This window comes from Allobosea sp. P5_A5, assembly GCF_056400625.1.
In genome coordinates, this window is record NZ_JBFUKY010000003.1 from 379,280 (window position 1) to 394,925 (window position 15,646).

Annotated in this window: 15 protein-coding genes; 6 read left to right on the forward strand and 9 right to left on the reverse strand. The window is 66.7% G+C overall.

Annotated elements, in window-relative coordinates; genetic code table 11:
- Positions 1 to 1,047, reverse strand: a complete 1,047-nt coding sequence (locus tag AC1DR6_RS08665; RefSeq protein ID WP_476828789.1) for a cysteine synthase A — start codon at positions 1,045 to 1,047, stop codon at positions 1 to 3.
- Positions 1,048 to 1,136: 89 nt separating this feature from the next.
- On the opposite strand from AC1DR6_RS08665, the gene AC1DR6_RS08670 reads away from it, so the two are divergent.
- The 5 genes from AC1DR6_RS08670 to AC1DR6_RS08690 all read left to right on the forward strand — a co-directional run bounded on the left by AC1DR6_RS08670 (position 1,137) and on the right by AC1DR6_RS08690 (position 7,191).
- Positions 1,137 to 2,426, forward strand: a complete 1,290-nt coding sequence (locus tag AC1DR6_RS08670) for a class I SAM-dependent RNA methyltransferase (RefSeq protein WP_476828790.1) — start codon at positions 1,137 to 1,139, stop codon at positions 2,424 to 2,426.
- Positions 2,427 to 2,602: 176 nt separating this feature from the next.
- Positions 2,603 to 4,015, forward strand: coding sequence for an FAD-binding oxidoreductase (locus tag AC1DR6_RS08675; RefSeq protein ID WP_476828791.1), 1,413 nt, complete (start codon positions 2,603 to 2,605; stop codon positions 4,013 to 4,015).
- A gap of 239 nt (positions 4,016 to 4,254) precedes the next feature.
- Positions 4,255 to 5,322, forward strand: coding sequence for an ABC transporter substrate-binding protein (locus AC1DR6_RS08680; protein ID WP_476828792.1), 1,068 nt, complete (start codon positions 4,255 to 4,257; stop codon positions 5,320 to 5,322).
- 215 nt (positions 5,323 to 5,537) lie between these two features.
- Complete coding sequence (locus tag AC1DR6_RS08685; RefSeq protein WP_476829000.1) at positions 5,538 to 6,263, forward strand: ABC transporter ATP-binding protein; 726 nt, start codon at positions 5,538 to 5,540, stop codon at positions 6,261 to 6,263.
- A gap of 151 nt (positions 6,264 to 6,414) precedes the next feature.
- Positions 6,415 to 7,191, forward strand: a complete 777-nt coding sequence (locus tag AC1DR6_RS08690; RefSeq protein ID WP_476828793.1) for an ABC transporter permease — start codon at positions 6,415 to 6,417, stop codon at positions 7,189 to 7,191.
- A gap of 113 nt (positions 7,192 to 7,304) precedes the next feature.
- On the opposite strand, the gene AC1DR6_RS08695 is transcribed toward AC1DR6_RS08690, so the two are convergent.
- Together AC1DR6_RS08695 and AC1DR6_RS08700 are read right to left on the reverse strand one after the other, a co-directional pair.
- Positions 7,305 to 8,903, reverse strand: coding sequence for a gamma-glutamyltransferase family protein (locus tag AC1DR6_RS08695; RefSeq protein WP_476828794.1), 1,599 nt, complete (start codon positions 8,901 to 8,903; stop codon positions 7,305 to 7,307).
- 52 nt (positions 8,904 to 8,955) lie between these two features.
- On the reverse strand, positions 8,956 to 9,723 hold the full coding sequence (locus tag AC1DR6_RS08700; RefSeq protein ID WP_476828795.1) for an SOS response-associated peptidase: 768 nt from the start codon (positions 9,721 to 9,723) through the stop codon (positions 8,956 to 8,958).
- A gap of 87 nt (positions 9,724 to 9,810) precedes the next feature.
- On the opposite strand from AC1DR6_RS08700, the gene AC1DR6_RS08705 reads away from it, so the two are divergent.
- Positions 9,811 to 10,317, forward strand: coding sequence for a hypothetical protein (locus AC1DR6_RS08705; RefSeq protein ID WP_476828796.1), 507 nt, complete (start codon positions 9,811 to 9,813; stop codon positions 10,315 to 10,317).
- Here the strand turns inward: AC1DR6_RS08705 and AC1DR6_RS08710 are convergent.
- The 6 genes from AC1DR6_RS08710 to AC1DR6_RS08735 form a co-directional block, all read right to left on the reverse strand.
- Positions 10,314 to 11,039, reverse strand: coding sequence for a TlyA family RNA methyltransferase (locus AC1DR6_RS08710; RefSeq protein ID WP_476828797.1), 726 nt, complete (start codon positions 11,037 to 11,039; stop codon positions 10,314 to 10,316). The genes AC1DR6_RS08705 and AC1DR6_RS08710 overlap by 4 nt on opposite strands.
- Positions 11,040 to 11,049: 10 nt before the next feature.
- On the reverse strand, positions 11,050 to 12,960 hold the full coding sequence (gene dxs / locus AC1DR6_RS08715; RefSeq protein ID WP_476828798.1) for a 1-deoxy-D-xylulose-5-phosphate synthase: 1,911 nt from the start codon (positions 12,958 to 12,960) through the stop codon (positions 11,050 to 11,052).
- 188 nt (positions 12,961 to 13,148) lie between these two features.
- A complete protein-coding gene (locus AC1DR6_RS08720; protein WP_476828799.1) occupies positions 13,149 to 14,072 on the reverse strand; it encodes a pirin family protein in 924 nt (307 codons plus the stop codon).
- A gap of 120 nt (positions 14,073 to 14,192) precedes the next feature.
- On the reverse strand, positions 14,193 to 14,456 hold the full coding sequence (locus AC1DR6_RS08725; RefSeq protein ID WP_476828800.1) for an exodeoxyribonuclease VII small subunit: 264 nt from the start codon (positions 14,454 to 14,456) through the stop codon (positions 14,193 to 14,195).
- Between the two features lie 58 nt (positions 14,457 to 14,514).
- The gene (locus AC1DR6_RS08730; protein WP_476828801.1) at positions 14,515 to 14,979 is read right to left on the reverse strand and encodes an Lrp/AsnC family transcriptional regulator; all 465 of its coding nucleotides are present in this window, start codon (positions 14,977 to 14,979) and stop codon (positions 14,515 to 14,517) included.
- Positions 14,980 to 15,129: 150 nt separating this feature from the next.
- Positions 15,130 to 15,642: a tyrosine phosphatase family protein gene (locus tag AC1DR6_RS08735; RefSeq protein WP_476828802.1), complete on the reverse strand. Its 513-nt coding sequence runs from the start codon at positions 15,640 to 15,642 to the stop codon at positions 15,130 to 15,132.
- Positions 15,643 to 15,646: the final 4 nt, after the last annotated feature.

The following is a 15,646-nucleotide window of genomic DNA, read 5'->3' on the forward strand; positions in this document are numbered from 1 at the left end:
TCAGGTCATGACCTGCGTGACGACCTGGCTCAGCGCCGAGCCGTCCCGCTCCAGCCAGTCCGGCACCGGCAGGTCTTTCGAGCGCAGGAATTCCGGGTTGAACAGCTTCGACTGATAGCGCGTGCCGTAATCGCACAGCACCGTCACGATGGTGTGGCCAGGCCCCATCTGGCGGCCCAGCCGGATCGCGCCCGCGACGTTGATGCCGGAGGAGCCGCCAAGGCAGAGGCCCTCATGCTCGAGCAGGTCGAAGACGATCTGCACTGCTTCAGCATCGGGAATCTGGAAGGCGGCATCGACGGTGAGACCTTCGAGATTGGCCGTGATGCGGCCCTGGCCGATGCCCTCGGTGATCGACGATCCCTCCGATTTCAGGACGCCGTCGGTGTAGAAGGAATACAGCGCCGCACCCATCGGATCGGCCAGCCCTATCGTCACGCCGGGCTTGCGCGCCTTCAGCGCCATGGCGACGCCGGCGAGCGTCCCGCCCGAGCCGACCGCGCAGATGAAGCCGTCGACCTTGCCATCCGTCTGCTCCCAGATTTCCGGGCCTGTGGTCTCGATATGCCCTTGGCGGTTGGCCGTGTTGTCGAACTGGTTGGCCCAGATCGCGCCGTTCGGCTCGGTCTTCGCCAGAGCCTCGGCAAGCCGGCCCGAGACCTTCACGTAATTGTTCGGATTGGCGTAGGGCGCCGGCGGGACCTCGACCAGCGTCGCGCCGGCCAGCCGCAGCATGTCCTTCTTCTCCTGACTTTGCGTATTCGGGATCACGATCACGCAGCGATAGCCCAGCGCATTGCCGACCAGCGCCAGCCCGATGCCGGTATTCCCCGCCGTGCCCTCGACGATGACGCCGCCGGGCTTCAGCAGTCCCTTGGCTTCGGCATCGCGGATGATGGCGAGCGCGGCCCGATCCTTCACCGACTGGCCGGGGTTCATGAATTCGGCCTTGCCGAGGATGGTGCAGCCGGTGGCCTCGGAGGCCCGCTTCAGCTTGATCAGCGGCGTATGGCCGATCGCTTCGATGACGCCGTTACGGATGGTCATGGCCGGATTTCCCAATTCGTCCCTGACCTGATAGGCGAAAGCCTCGCCAAGGTCACCCTGAGCGGGCCGCCTGTGCCCCGAGTTCCAACATGCCCGTCGCAAAGCCGCAGAAGCTGGAAGCAACCGCTCCCCGGCTCGCCATGAACGAAACCCTGGTGATCGACCGGCTCGGCCAGCGCGGTGACGGCATCGCTCAGACGCCCGCCGGCTCGGTCTTCGTGCCTTTCACGCTGCCGGGCGAGACCGTCCGCACCGTGGTCGATGGCGAGCGCGGGCACCCCGTCGAGATCCTCGCGCCCTCCGAATCGCGCGTTGCCGCGATCTGCCCGTTGTTTACCCGCTGCGGCGGCTGCGCGGCGCAGCACATGGCGCCGGGGCTCTACCGTGAATGGAAGCGTCAGCAGGTCGTCACCGCGCTTGGCCGCGCCGGCATCGAGGTGCCGGTAGCCGAGCTCATCGATGCCCATGGCGCGGGCCGCCGTCGTGTCACTTTCCATGCCCGCCTCGAGGGCGAGGCGATGATCGTCGGCTTCATGGCCGCGCGCAGCCATGATTTGATCGAGGTCGAGGCTTGTCCGGTTCTGGCTCCCGGCCTGGCGCGCGCGCCGGCCGTCGCGCAGATGCTGGCGAACCGCCTCGGCGCTGCCGGCAAGCCGCTCGATATCCAGATTACCGCCTCGGAAGCAGGCCTCGATGTCGATCTGCGCGGCCATGGCCCGCTCGGCGACAAGGCGAGGCTCGCGCTGACCGTGCTGGCGGAGCGGCTCGATCTCGCCCGCCTTGCCGACCACGGCGAAAATATCGTCGAACGCCGCGCGCCCGCGCAGCCCATGGGCAGGGCGCTGGTCGCTCCACCCTCCGGCGGCTTCCTGCAGGCGACGGCGCTGGGTGAGGAGATCCTGGCCGGGCTGGTGGTGGCAGCGCTGCCCAAGGGCAAGCGCGCTGCCGATCTGTTTGCCGGTTGCGGCCCGTTCAGCTTCCGCATCGCCGAGCGCATGCAGGTGCTCGCGGTCGAAAGCGACAAGGCCGCGACGGCGGCGCTGGCACGGGGCTTCGGCGCCACGCCGGGCCTCAAGCCCATCGCCACCGAGACGCGCGACCTCTTCCGCCGTCCGCTGCTGGAGCACGAGCTGAACGGCTTCGACGCCGTGGTGCTCGACCCGCCCCGTGCCGGTGCCGAGGCGCAGGTGAGGCGGTTGGCCGCTTCCAAGGTTGGGCACGTCATCTATGTGTCCTGCGATGTCGGCAGCTTCGCCCGCGACGCCGCGACGTTGATTGCGGGCGGTTATGCGCTGGAAGGCGTGACGCCGGTCGATCAGTTCCGCTATTCCGCCCATGTCGAGCTTGTCGGCGTGTTCCGGCGGGCGAGGAAGAGCTAACGCCGATTCGAACCTCTCCAGCCCTCATCCTGAGGAGCCGTGAAGCGGCGTCTCGAAGGATGCTTCAGGGCGCTCCGGAACCACCTGGAGCATCCTTCGAGACGCGCTCCTGGGGGAGCGCTCCTCAGGATGAGGGCTGAAAAGTTCGGACGGCTTGTGAGGGCAGGGACTTCAGGATGAGCGCAATTCTCGATCGCATGGCCGCCATCGTCGGCGAAAAGAACGTCGTGACCGATGCCGACGCCATGGTGCCCTACCTCAAGGAGTGGCGCGATCTCTTCCGCGGCAAGGCGCAGGCGATCGTCCGCCCCGGCTCGACGGCGGAAGTCGCCGAACTGGTGAAGCTCGCGGCTGAGACCGGCACGAAGCTCGTGCCGCAAGGCGGCAATACCGGCCTCGTCGGCGGGCAGATCCCGATCGCCGAGGGCCAGGAGATCGTGCTGTCGCTGCAGCGCCTCGACGCGATCCGCGCGGTCGATACCGACGGCGACACGATGATCGTCGAGGCCGGCGTCACGTTGAAGCGCGCGCAGGACGCGGCCGAGGACGCGGGCCGTCTCTTCCCGCTTTCGCTGGCCTCCGAAGGCTCCTGCACCATCGGCGGCAACCTCTCGACCAATGCTGGCGGCACGGCGGTGCTGGCCTATGGCAATGCCCGCGAGCTTTGCCTGGGCCTGGAGGTCGTGCTGCCGGACGGGCGCGTCTGGAACGGCTTGCGCCAGCTCCGCAAGGACAACACCGGCTACGATCTCAAGGATCTTTTCATCGGCGCCGAAGGCACGCTCGGCATCGTGACCGCTGCCGTGCTGAAGCTCTTCCCGTTGCCGGCTGTGCGCGCCACCGCCTTTCTGGCGGTGCCGGACCCGCAGGCCGCCCTCAACCTGCTGAATGCCGCCAAGGCCGGCGCCGGCGGCACGCTCACCACCTTCGAGCTGATGCCGCGCATCGGCCTGGATTTCGTCCTGCGCCATGCCTCGGGCGCGCGAGATCCGCTCTCCGAGCCGTCGCCCTGGTATGTGCTGATGGAGGTCTCGTCCCAGCAGGCGGCGGGGCTTGACGAGCATGTCGAGACCTTTCTCGGTGACGCCTTGGAAAAGGGCATCGTCACCGACGCGGCGCTCGCCGGCTCGCTGGCCCAGCGCGCCGATTTCTGGAAGCTGCGCGAGATGATGTCCGAGGTGCAGACCTATGAGGGCGGCTCGATCAAGCACGACATCTCGGTGCCTGTGCATGCGACGCCGGAATTCCTCGCCCGCGCCATTTCGGTCGTAGAGGCGATGGTGCCGGGCTGCCGGCCGGTACCCTTCGGCCATCTCGGAGACGGCAACATTCACTTCAACATCAGTCAGCCCATCGGCGCCGACAAGGCGACCTTCCTCGCCGGCTGGAGCGCGATGAACGAGGCGGTCCACGGCATCGTCGCGGACCTCCACGGCTCGATCTCGGCCGAGCATGGCATCGGCCGGCTCAAGCGCGACCTGCTTCCCGGCGTCAAGGACCCGGTCGAACTCGACCTGATGCGCACCATCAAGCGCGCGCTTGATCCGCAGGGGATCATGAACCCCGGCGCGGTGGTACCATTCCAGTAAGTTCGGAAACACGAGAACCCTCTCCTGTAAGGAGAGGGCAGGGTGAGGTGTCGGCCGACGGTCCAGCGATGCGATGCCCTAAAAGCAGCTCTTCGCTGGACCGCCGGCATCTCACGCGATCCGCGACCGCTCTATGCGTGCTGTTGCCCAAAAAACTGGCAGGACAGCGGCTGCGCCCGATTGACCGGTTCCGGACCCGCTTCTAGCGTTCCCGGCAACCGAGAACGGGGATGGCGGCGATGACGAGTGTTGCGCGGGGCGTAGCGGGCTTTTCGAGCGGGCGGGGCAGGGGCCTGACGCGCCGTGTCATGGCGGCGCTGACGTTTGGGACGATGCTCGCAACCTCCTTTCCGGCTGCCGCCCAGACCTCACTGAAATTCACGCTTGATTGGGTCTTCCAGGGCCCGACCTCGCCGTTCCTGGTCGCCCTCGACAAGGGCTACTACAAGGCCGAGGGGCTGGACGTGACGATGGACCCCGGCCAGGGCTCGGCGGGTGCGGTCCAGCGCGTCGCGACAGGCGCCTACGACCTCGGCTTCGCCGATGTGAATTCGCTGATCGAATACAACGTCAAGAACCCCGGCAAGGAGGTGCTCTGCGTCTTCATGGCCTATGATTTTCCGCCCTTCGGCGTGCATGCCTTGAAGAAGAGCGGAATCACGAAGCCTGCCGATCTCGCCGGCAAGAAGCTCGGCGCCCCGGTCTTCGATGCGTCCTACCGGCTGTTTCCGGCTTTCGCCAAGAAGGTCGGGCTCGACGCCTCGACCGTCTCTTTCGTGAACCTCACGCCGCAGCTCCGCGAGCAATCGCTGGTGCAGGGCACGGTCGATTTCATCTCCGGGCACTATTTCTCGTCGATTCTCGATCTGAAAGCCCGCGGCGTGAAGGCGGAGGACGTCGTCTCCTTCAACTACTCCGACTTCAAGATGGACGTGTACGGCAACGGCATCATCGTCTCGCCGGCGCTCGCCGCGAAGCCGGAGGTCGTGACCGGCTTCCTGCGCGCCACTGCCAAGGCCTGGAAAGAGGTCGCCGCCAACCCTGCGCTCGGCATCGCGGCGGCTAAGAAACGCGACCCGCTGATCGACGAGAAGCTGGAGGCCGAGCGCCTCGACATGTCGCTGAAGATGAACGTGCTGACGCCTTATGTGAAGGAAAACGGCATGGGCGACGTCGACCCCGCCCGCTTCGCCCGCTCGGTCAAGGATGTCGCCGAGGCGTTCGGTCTGCCCTCCGCCCCGGAGCCCGACAAGGTCTTCTCAGGCAAATTCCTGCCGCCCAAAGCGGAACGGATGGTCGCGCCCTAAGGCGGGCATTCCATCCTCAGCCCTCATCCTGAGGAGCCGTTCCGTCAGGAGCGGCGTCTCGAAGGATGCTTCAGGAGGCTCTCGTGACATCTGGAACATCCTTCGAGACGCAAGCTGCGCTTGCTCCTCAGGATGAGGGCTCGCGAAAGCCGGCCGAACCGCCGCTCGTCGAACTGCGCAACGTCAGCCTCGCCTATGGCGCGGGCACCTCACGCATGGTCGCGCTGGAGGATGCGACGCTCTCCATCGTCAAGGGCGAGTTCGTCGCGGTCGTCGGCCCCTCCGGCTGTGGCAAGTCCACCCTGATGAAGCTCGTCACCGGGCTGCTGCCGCCGACTGGCGGCGAGGTCTGGGTCCATGGCCAGACCGTGAAACGCCCGATCCGGGGTGTCGGCATGGCCTTCCAGGCGCCGACCCTGATGCCCTGGCGCACCACGCTCGACAACATCCTGCTGCCGCTCGAAGTGGTCGAGCCGCACAAGCGCCGCTTCCGCGCCAACAAGGCCGAATACGTCGCCCGTGTCGAGGCGCTGCTGGCGTCGGTCGGCCTTGCCGGCTTCGGCTCGAAATATCCGTGGCAGCTGTCCGGCGGGATGCAGCAGCGCTCCAGCCTGTGCAGGGCGCTCATTCACGAGCCCGAAATCCTGATGCTGGACGAGCCTTTCGGCGCGCTCGATGCCTTCACCCGCGAGGAGCTCTGGAGCGTCATGCAGCAGCTCTGGCTGGAGCGGCGCTTCACCGCCGTGCTGGTCACGCATGATCTGCGCGAGGCCGTCTATCTCGCCGACACCGTCTATGTGATGAGCCGCCGGCCAGGAAAGATCGTGATGGCCCGCAAGATCGACCTGCCGCGTCCGCGCACGCTGGAGACGACCTTCGATCCCGCCTTCGTCGACATCGTTCACGAGCTGCGCGAGCGCATTCATCTGGAGCATGCGTGATGCTGCGGTCGAGCGAGAAATGCATCCCGCACCGTCATTGCGAGGAGCGCAGCGACGAAGCAATCCAGGGGGACTTGCCTGAACAGCTTCAACCAGTCCTCCTGGATTGCTTCGCTTTGCTCGCAATGACGATGGCTACGGGCCTGCGCTCATGACCGACACGCAGAAGCGCATCCTGCTTGTCGCCATGCCCTGGCTCGCAGCCGCCGCGCTGCTGCTGCTTTGGGAGATCGCCTGCATCGTCTTCGACGTGCCGGAGATCCTGGCTCCGCGCCCGAGCCGGATCGTCGAGGTGATGATCCAGCGCTGGGACATCCTGCTGCGGTTCTGCCTGGAGACGCTGTGGACGACCATGATCGGCTTCGCCATGGCGATCGGCTTCGGCCTGATGCTCGGGCTGGCGATCGGCGCTTCGCCCTTCATCTATGCAGGCTTGTATCCGTTGCTGATCGCCTTCAACGCGATCCCGAAGGTGGCGATCGTGCCGATCCTGATGATCTGGCTCGGCGTCGGTGCGCTGCCGGCGGTCATCACCGCCTTCGTCATCTCGTTTTTCCCTATCGTTGTGAACGTTGCCACGGGGCTGGCGACGATCGAGCCCGAGATGCGCGATGTGATGCGCTCGCTTGGCGCCAGCCAATGGGAAATCCTGACCAAGGTCGGGGTGCCCCGCGCGATGCCCTATCTGTTTGCCAGCCTGAAGGTTGCGGTGACGCTGGCCTTCATCGGCTCGGTGCTGTCGGAGACGGTCGGCGGCAATCGCGGCATCGGCTTCCTAATGCTCTCGGCCGGCGCTCGCAACGACACCGCCACCACGTTCGCCGGGCTGTTCTCGATTGCGATCATGGGCATCGGCCTCTACGCGCTCTGCGCGCTGGTCGAGCGGCGTATGACACGCTGGGCCTTTCGCGGCGAACTGGTGGGCTGATCCCGTTCTCACCGTCATTGCGAGGAGCGAAGCGACGAAGCAATCCAGGAGCGGCAGGGCGGAACCGCTCGACCAAGTCCCTCTGGATTGCTTCGCTTCGCTCGCAATGACGGCTAGGGCGTCGCGACATAGCCGTCGCGGCGAGGGTCGGCCGCGCCTGTAAACACCCCGGTCGCGGGATCGACGGCCACGGCCTGCATCCCGCCACAGCGCATCGTCCAGCCCACGTCGAACGCCTGCGCATCATGCCCGCGCCGCTGCAGCTCGGCGATCGTCTCCGGCGCGATCCGATTCTCGATCTCGACGAGGCGCCCGTCCCAGAGCCGCGCGCGCGGCGCCTCGATCGCCTCCTGCAAGGGCAAGCCGAATGCCAGGTGCTGGACCATGGCCTGCGCCTGCGTCTGCATGATGCCGTAGCTGCCCGGCGTCCCCAGCGCGAGCACGGGCGCGCCCTCGCGGGTCGAAATCGAGGGCGACATGCACATCGCCAGCGCGTCGCCCGGCCTGGCTCGGTTCGGGCTGCCGGCCTGCACATCGGCCCAGTAGAGGAAGTTGTTGAGGCACAGCCCCGTCCCCGGCACCACGACGCCGCTACCGAAGGGGCTGCCCAGGCTCTGCGTGATGCAGATCAGGTTACCCTCGCGATCGGCGATCGAGAACGAGGTCGTATGGGCCGGATCTTCGCCGGCCTGCGGGGTCCATTGCTCGGTCGGCCCGCTGATCGGGGTGCCGGCCAGGAGGCGAGCCCGCAGGCGCTCGACCGAAGCCGGCGAAAGCATCTGCGCCAGTACCTCCGGGTTTGGATTGTTGCGCGCGATGCGCTCGCCCGCCGCGAGCCGGATGGCGCGATAGACGAGGTCGAGATGGTCCGGCCCGTCCTTGACCAGCGCGCCGAGGTCGATCCCATCGAGAACCGCCAGCGTCAGCAGGAACTGGAAGCCCTCGCAGGGCGGCGGCGGGACATGCACTTGCAGCCCGCGATAAGGCATCGCCAGCGGCTCGCGCCAGACCGTCCTCACCGCCGCGAGGTCGGCCATGGTCAGCGTCCCGCCCAGCGCCTGCAGATGCGTCACCACCCGCTCGCCCAGCGGCCCGCGATAGAAATGATCCGGCCCGTGCTCTGCGATCTCGGAAAGGGTGCGTGCGAGATCGCCTTGGACGAGGACCGCGCCGAAACCCGGAATCGTGCCGCCCGGCGCATAATTCGCGGTCCAGGACGGTTCCAGGGCCGATCGCGCCTGCACGGCCGGTCCATGCTCGGCGAACTCCTCGGCGCCGAATTCGGCCAGCGCGAAGCCGTCCCCCGCCAGCGCGATCGCCGGTGCGAAAATCTCGGGCAGGCTCTTGCGGCCATATGTCTTCACCAGTTCGCACCAGCCGGCGAGGTTTCCGGGCGAGGCGACCGAAAGCGGCCCACGATCGAGATCGGCGCGCTGGCTGAACCGCTCGGCCGGGAAGCTTCCAGGGATCGGCGGCACGAAATCGAGCACGCGCACGCGTTTTTCGGCCGCGATCCAGCAGGTCGCGAAGCCCATGCCCGCAAGCCCCGACATGAAGGGCTCGACGACGTTGAGCGCGGCAGCGGTCGCCGCGGCCGCATCGAAGGCATTTGCGCCCTGCGCCAGCAGCTTCGCGCCAGCTTGCGCCGCCAAGGGATGGGCTGCGGCGACCATGCCGTGCCGGGAGGTCATGGTGGGGCGGCGGCCATGCATGCGCTTGGATCCTTATCTCGCGGGCAAAGACGATCAGAGCATGTTTCCGCCGCTAGAACAGGCTCCCTTGGCCGTCATCGGCGGGTGGCCGGGCCGCCTTGCGCGCATGGCGAGCCGGCTCCCCGTGCCCTTCGAGAGACGGGAGGGGCCCGAGAGCCTCTTGCACGTGCGGGCCGTCATTCGCGACCTTGTTCACGGCAGGGCCGATCGCGACGGCCTCGAGGAGCTCGTCCGGTGGTGGCCTCAGCAGGCCCTGCACCTGCTGCGCCGTCGTGGCCGGGTCGAGCCAGGCCGGATAGTCGCGCGGATCGAGGATCACCGGGCAGCGATGGTGGACCCCGGCCATCGTTCCGTTGGCCGGGCCGGTCATCATCGCGACCGTGTCGATCTCCGAACCATCCGGCGAATGCCAAGTCTCCCACAAGGCGGCAAAGGCGAAAAAGGCCCGGTCGGGTCGGCGGAACAGGAAAGGCTCGATCTGCGCCGTGCGACCCGTGCCGCTGCGGCGCCATTCGTAAAAGCCGTCCGCCGGCAGCAGGCAGCGCCGCCGTGTCAGGGCATGGCGGAACGAGGGCTTGTCCGCCGCGCTTTCGGTTCGAATGTTGATGACGAGCGGAAAATCCCGGAGGTCCTTGACCCAGCCGGGAATGAAGCCCCAGCGCATCAGCAGGAAGCGCAGGCCGCCATCTTTGGGCAGAACGACCGGCACCGGCTGGGTCGGCGCGATGTTGTAGCGTGGCGGAAAATTAGGCTGTTCGCGATAGCCGAAAGCCTCGCGCATCGCCGCTGGCGGAAGAGTGATCGCGTAGCGCCCGCACATAGCGTCGGTTAGGTCGAGAGATAGCGCAAAGATCAATACTTTGTTTGCGGTTGGCCCAACATAGTCGCCCCCGGTTTAGGGCAATCGATGACGATCTCCGCGGCGACAGCGCAGGCCGAAAAGCCTTCCGAATGGAGAGACGGGCCCGCTGCGCCTCGGCTCTCGACGGATTTTCTCAACCGTTTCAACGAAGCCCTGATGCTGATCGAGATCGCTTCGATCGATGAAACCGTCATCGACGACCTGCGCGGCTGGAGCAGCGTCGGATATCGTGAGCATTTTCTGGCTTCGGACCTGCGCTGCGCCTCTGGCGCCATCGCCGCTTATGACGGCATCGGGGCGAAGCGCCGCCGGGCTTTCGAGGACACCTGCGCGGCGATGACCCGGCTGATTCGCACCATGACGGCCCTGCTGGACGAGCAGCCCGCGCCGCCGGAGCTGCCGGTCATCACCGAGGTGGCGAGCGAGGCTCTGCGAAGGCTCATCGGCCGTTCGACCCAGTTCATCAACGCCAATGGCGCGGTCGATCTGATGACCTTAGAGGATCGCTCGCTGCAGGCCGAGGTCGACGCCGTGATGGCGCGCTTCTCTTAGCTCCGCCGGGCCCCGACCAGAAATTCGCGGTTGCCGTCGCCACCTTCGATGGGCGAGGGGGCCGGCCCCTCGACCCGGAAACCGAGTTCGCGCAGCAGCGCGACGATCGTCTGGCATGTTTCGGCCTGCACGGCCTCGTCGCGGACGATCCCTTTCTTGAGCGCGGCGCGGCCGGCTTCGAATTGCGGCTTGATCAGCGCTGCGATGCCGGCCTGCGGCGCGAGAAGGGCGGCAACGGCAGGCAGAACCAGCTTGAGCGAGATGAAGCTGACATCGATCGCCGCCAGCGCAGGCTGTCCCGGCAGTGTGGCCGCAGCCAGTGTCCGAATGTCCTGCCCTTCCAGACTGGTGACGCGTGGATCGGCGCGCAGCGAGGCGTGAAGCTGGTCGCGGCCGACATCGACCGCGACGACGTGGTCCGCGCCACGCTTCAGCAGAAGATCGGTGAAGCCGCCGGTGGAGGAGCCGACATCAAGGCAGAGCAGCCCGGCGGGATCGAAGCCGAAAGCGTCAAGCGCTCCTGCAAGCTTCACCCCGCCGCGTGACACATAAGGATGCGGCGCCTGCGCGCTGAGCGTCGCATCGCCCGCGACCATCTCGGATGCTTTGCGCACCGGGCTGCCGTTCGCGCTGACGAGCCCGGCGGCGATGGCCGCCTGCGCCCGCGCCCGGCTCTCGAAGAAGCCGCGCTCGACCAGCAACTGATCGGCCCGGCTTTTCACGGCAGCCGGCTCAGGCGCGCTTGATCACGGCGGGGGTGCCGAGAGCCTTCTCGACGGCGGCGACGATCCCGGCGGCATCGAGGCCCGCAGCGGCATACATCGCGTCAGGCTTGTCGTGGTCCTGATAGACGTCCGGCAGGGTCAGCGCGCGCACCTTCAAGCCGGCATCGAGCGCCCCGTTCTCCGCGAGCAGATGCAGCACATGGCTGCCGAACCCGCCGATGGAGCCTTCCTCGATCGTCACCAGGATCTCATGCTCGCGCGCCAGCTTCAGGATCATCGCCTCGTCCAGGGGCTTGGCGAAGCGCGCATCCGCGACGGTGGTCGAGAGGCCGCGCTGCGCCAGCAGATCCGCCGCCTTCAGCGCTTCCGCCAGCCGCGTGCCGAGCGACAGCAGGGCAATATTCGTGCCCTGGCGCATGATGCGACCTTTGCCGATTTCCAGGGGCACGCCAACATCGGGAATCTCGACGCCGACGCCCTCCCCACGAGGATAGCGGAAGGCGATCGGGCCATCGTCATAGGCCGCTGCGGTCGCGACCATATGGGTCAGCTCCGCCTCGTCGGAGGCCGCCATCACCACCATGTCGGGCAGGCAGGCGAGGTAGGCCACGTCGAAGGAGCCGGCATGGGTGGCGCCGTCCGCCCCGACGAGGCCCGCCCGGTCGAGCGCGAAGCGCACGGGCAGCTTTTGCAAGGCCACGTCATGGACGATCTGGTCGTAGGCGCGCTGCATGAAGGTCGAATAGATCGCGACGAAGGGTTTGTAGCCCTCGGTCGCGAGCCCGGCCGCGAAGGTTACCGCATGCTGCTCGGCGATGCCGACATCGTAGGTGCGCTCGGGGAATTCCTTCCCGAAGGCATCGAGCCCGGTGCCCGACGGCATCGCGGCGGTGACCGCGACGATCCTGTCGTCCTCCCGCGCTTGCCTGATGAGCGCATTGGCGAAGACGCCGGTATAGCTCGGCGCATTAGCGGGAGTTTTCGCCTGCAGGCCCGTGACAGGGTCGAACTTGACCACGCCGTGATATTTGTCGGCGCTGGCTTCGGCCGGGCCGTAGCCCTTGCCCTTCTGCGTTACGACATGGACGAGGATCGGCCCGTTTCCGGCATCGCGGACATTGCGCAGCACCGGCAGCAGATGGTCGAGGTTATGTCCGTCGATCGGCCCGACATAGTAGAAGCCCAGCTCCTCGAACATCGTTCCGCCGGTCCAGAAACCGCGAGCGTACTCCTCCGTGCGCTTGGCCTTGTCGTGGAAGAAGCGCGGCAGCTTCTCGGCGAGTTGCTTGGCGACCTCACGCAGCGAGCGATAGGTCCGGCCGGAGACCAGACGCGCCAGATAGGCCGACATCGCGCCCACCGGCGGGGCGATCGACATGTCGTTGTCGTTGAGGATGACGATGAGGCGCGAGCCGAGCGCGCCGGCATTGTTCATCGCCTCATAGGCCATGCCGGCCGACATTGCGCCGTCGCCGATCACGGCGACGACATTGTTCTTGCGTCCCGCGAGATCGCGCCCCACGGCCATGCCGAGCCCGGCCGAAATCGAGGTCGAGGAATGGGCGGCGCCGAACGGGTCGTAGGCGCTCTCGGAGCGTTTGGTGAAGCCGGAAAGCCCGCCCGGCTGCCGCAGCGTGCGGATGCGGTCGCGACGTCCGGTCAGGATCTTGTGGGGATAGGCCTGATGCCCGACATCCCAGATCAGCCTGTCGCCCGGCGTATCGAAGACATGGTGGAGCGCGACCGTCAGCTCGACGACACCGAGGCCCGCGCCGAGATGGCCGCCGGTGACGGAGACGGCATCGATCGTCTCGAGGCGAAGCTCTTCGGCGAGCTGCTTCAGATCCGAGTCGCCAAGCCGGCGCAGATCGGCTGGTTCGTGGATGGTGTCGAGCAGAGGCGTCGCGAAGCGTGGCACGAAGCATTCCGTTGCCGTGGAGAACAGCCCTCTCAAATAGGGGCTGCAAGAGGTGGTGGCAAACCGAATGCGGAGAACGGCGCCGTCATGCTCGGGCGAAGACCCGAGCATCTCCTGCCGAAGAAGGCTCCAGAGCCTCGCGTCGCAGAGATTCTCGGGTCAAGCCCGAGAATGACGGCGCCGTGTGTTCAAGGCCCTTCGGGCAGCGGAATGAACTCACTTTCATCGCCCGGCACGGTGTCGAAGCGGCCGGCCTTCCACTCCTGCTTGGCCTGCTCGATGCGCTCCTGCGAGGACGAGACAAAATTCCACCAGATGTTGCGCGGCCCGTCCATCGGCTCGCCGCCGACCAGCATCAAGCGGGTTTGATCGATGGCAAGGATCGAGATGCGGTCTCCCGGCTTGAAGACCAGAAGCTGTCCGGCGCCGAACTCGTCGCCTGCGATGTCGATCTTGCCCGTGACGATATAGACCGCCCGCTCGTCGTAGTCGGGATCGAGCGGCAGGATCGCGCCGGGCGACAGCACAGCCTCCGCATAAAGCGCATCCCAGGGGAATTTCACCGGCGAGCTCTGGCCATAGGCCGAGCCCATGATCAGGCTGATGCGCTTGCCGCCCTCGACGATGCGCGGCAACTCGCCGGCGCCGTGGTGAGCGAAGTCCGGCGCGATCTCCTCATGCGACTTGGGCAGGGCGAGCCAGGCCTGGATGCCATAGAGCTTGGGGCCGGTCGCCCGCGCCTCCAGGCCCGTGCGCTCGGAATGGACGATGCCGCGCCCCGCGGTCATCAGATTGACCGCGCCCGGCCGGATGGCGAGCGCCGTGCCCAGCGAATCGCGGTGCATGATCTCGCCGTCGAACAGATAGGTCACGGTCGAGAGCCCGATATGCGGGTGCGGGCGCACATCCAGCCCCTCGCCGAGATGGAATTCGGACGGGCCCATCTGGTCGAAGAAAATGAAGGGGCCGACCATCCGCTTGCCGATCGCAGGCAAGGCGCGGCGAACCTGAAAGCCGCCGAGATCATGCGTGCGGGGCACGATGACCCTTTCGATCGCCTCGCAGGAATGGGCATCGCCCAGAATCGGGTCTTCGGCCGGAAGTTGCGACATGGTGAGCCTCCTTTTCGCTCGAGGAAGCTGGACCTGTCGAACGCCTGCCGCAACCATCCGTACTGCAATCCGGCGCGGGCATTCGAGCAATGACGTCCGGAACGGCCCCGCCGAATGGCTTCAGCCGTCGACGTCGAGCGGCGTCGTCCCGGTCGGCTTGCCGTCGGCGCCCAGTGTGATCTTCTCGATTCGCGCCTCGGCCTGTTTCAGCAGGGCGTCGCAGCGTGCCTTCAGGGCTTCGCCGCGGGTGTAGATCGCAATCGATTCCTCGAGCGCGACATCGCCGCGTTCCAGCCGGGTGACGATGCCTTCGAGCTCCTTCAGCGCGGCCTCGAAGGGCAGGGCGGCGACGTCGGCGTCGGTCTTGATGTTCGCTTCGCTCAACGGTCTGATTCCTGTTTGCCGCAAGCTTATCGGACGGCGCGCCGCCAGCCGCAACCCGTCAGACCGGCAGTGCGGAGGTCTTCTTGATCGTCCGCAGCGTCAGCGTCGACTGGACGCGGGTGACGCCGGGCAGCTGCGTGATGATGTCGGTGTGAATGCGCTCGAAATCGGCGCTGTCGCGATAGATCACCCGCATCAGATAGTCGTGTGCACCGGCGAGCAGATGGCATTCGAGAATTTCCGGCAGATTCTGGACGGCAAGCTCGAAGCTCTCGAGCGAGGCGCGGCCCTGCTGGTCGAGCGTGACGAAGACGAAAGCCGTGCCCGGAAATCCGGCGATCTTGTCGTCGAGCATCATCGCGTAACCGCGGATCAGCCCACTCTCCTCGAGCTGTCGCACACGGCGCAGGCAGGCCGAGGGTGAGAGGTGCACCTTCTCGGCCAGGTCCGAATTGGTGATCCGCCCATCCTGCTGAAGGATGCGCAGGATCGAGCAGTCGCGTGAGTCAAGTTCGATCGTCATGGTGCTGCGGTTGCCTCCCCCGCGCGATCAATCATCGCAAAATCGGCGGGATGCAAGCAATCTCCTGCATCGTTCGAAGGCAGGTGCGCTCATAGTCACGACGTCTCGGCGAAATGCCGCATGAAAATGCGTCTTCGCGGGCCGTCTAAGTCAGGTCAGGGGCATGATGAACGGCGTGCCCTCGAAGGCATCGACGCCACGGCCGATCCGTTCGATCGCCCGGACCATGCGGCCATCCCGGCGCAGCGTCGCATCGGCCAGCGCCACCAGCCGCGCATTGGGCGTTGCCGAGGGGGCGGCGGCGCGCAGGATGTCGGCGAGTTCGCCTTCGTCGCGATCCGGCGCCAGCGCGCAGGCGGCGATATAGGCGCCTGCCGTGGAGCGGCTGATGCCGGCCCAGCAATGGATCACCAGGGGCGCCTGCCGATCCCAGGCGCGGACGAAGGCGATCAAGCCTTCTATCTGCTCCTGCGCCGCCAGCACGTGCCCCTCCAGCGGCTGGCTGATGTCGGACAACCCAAGGAACAGGTGGTTTTTCGGCAAGATCGTCGCGGGTCGCTCGACCGCGCTGCCGACATTGATCAGCGTGACCAGATGGCTCGCCCCGACGGCGGCGACCGTGCTGGCCAGCTTCGAAAGCGGGACGACGTGCAGTGTCGGCAAGGGG

Coding starts and splice junctions, on each gene's coding strand:
- AC1DR6_RS08685 (WP_476829000.1), top strand. CDS start 5,538: ATGGTCGCGCTGGAGGATGCGACGCTCTCCATCGTCAAGGGCGAGTTC.
- AC1DR6_RS08675 (WP_476828791.1), top strand. CDS start 2,603: ATGAGCGCAATTCTCGATCGCATGGCCGCCATCGTCGGCGAAAAGAAC.
- AC1DR6_RS08670 (WP_476828790.1), top strand. CDS start 1,137: ATGCCCGTCGCAAAGCCGCAGAAGCTGGAAGCAACCGCTCCCCGGCTC.
- AC1DR6_RS08730 (WP_476828801.1), bottom strand. CDS start 14,979: ATGACGATCGAACTTGACTCACGCGACTGCTCGATCCTGCGCATCCTT.
- AC1DR6_RS08720 (WP_476828799.1), bottom strand. CDS start 14,072: ATGTCGCAACTTCCGGCCGAAGACCCGATTCTGGGCGATGCCCATTCC.
- AC1DR6_RS08690 (WP_476828793.1), top strand. CDS start 6,415: ATGACCGACACGCAGAAGCGCATCCTGCTTGTCGCCATGCCCTGGCTC.
- AC1DR6_RS08700 (WP_476828795.1), bottom strand. CDS start 9,723: ATGTGCGGGCGCTACGCGATCACTCTTCCGCCAGCGGCGATGCGCGAG.
- AC1DR6_RS08705 (WP_476828796.1), top strand. CDS start 9,811: ATGACGATCTCCGCGGCGACAGCGCAGGCCGAAAAGCCTTCCGAATGG.
- AC1DR6_RS08695 (WP_476828794.1), bottom strand. CDS start 8,903: ATGCATGGCCGCCGCCCCACCATGACCTCCCGGCACGGCATGGTCGCC.
- AC1DR6_RS08680 (WP_476828792.1), top strand. CDS start 4,255: ATGACGAGTGTTGCGCGGGGCGTAGCGGGCTTTTCGAGCGGGCGGGGC.
- AC1DR6_RS08665 (WP_476828789.1), bottom strand. CDS start 1,047: ATGACCATCCGTAACGGCGTCATCGAAGCGATCGGCCATACGCCGCTG.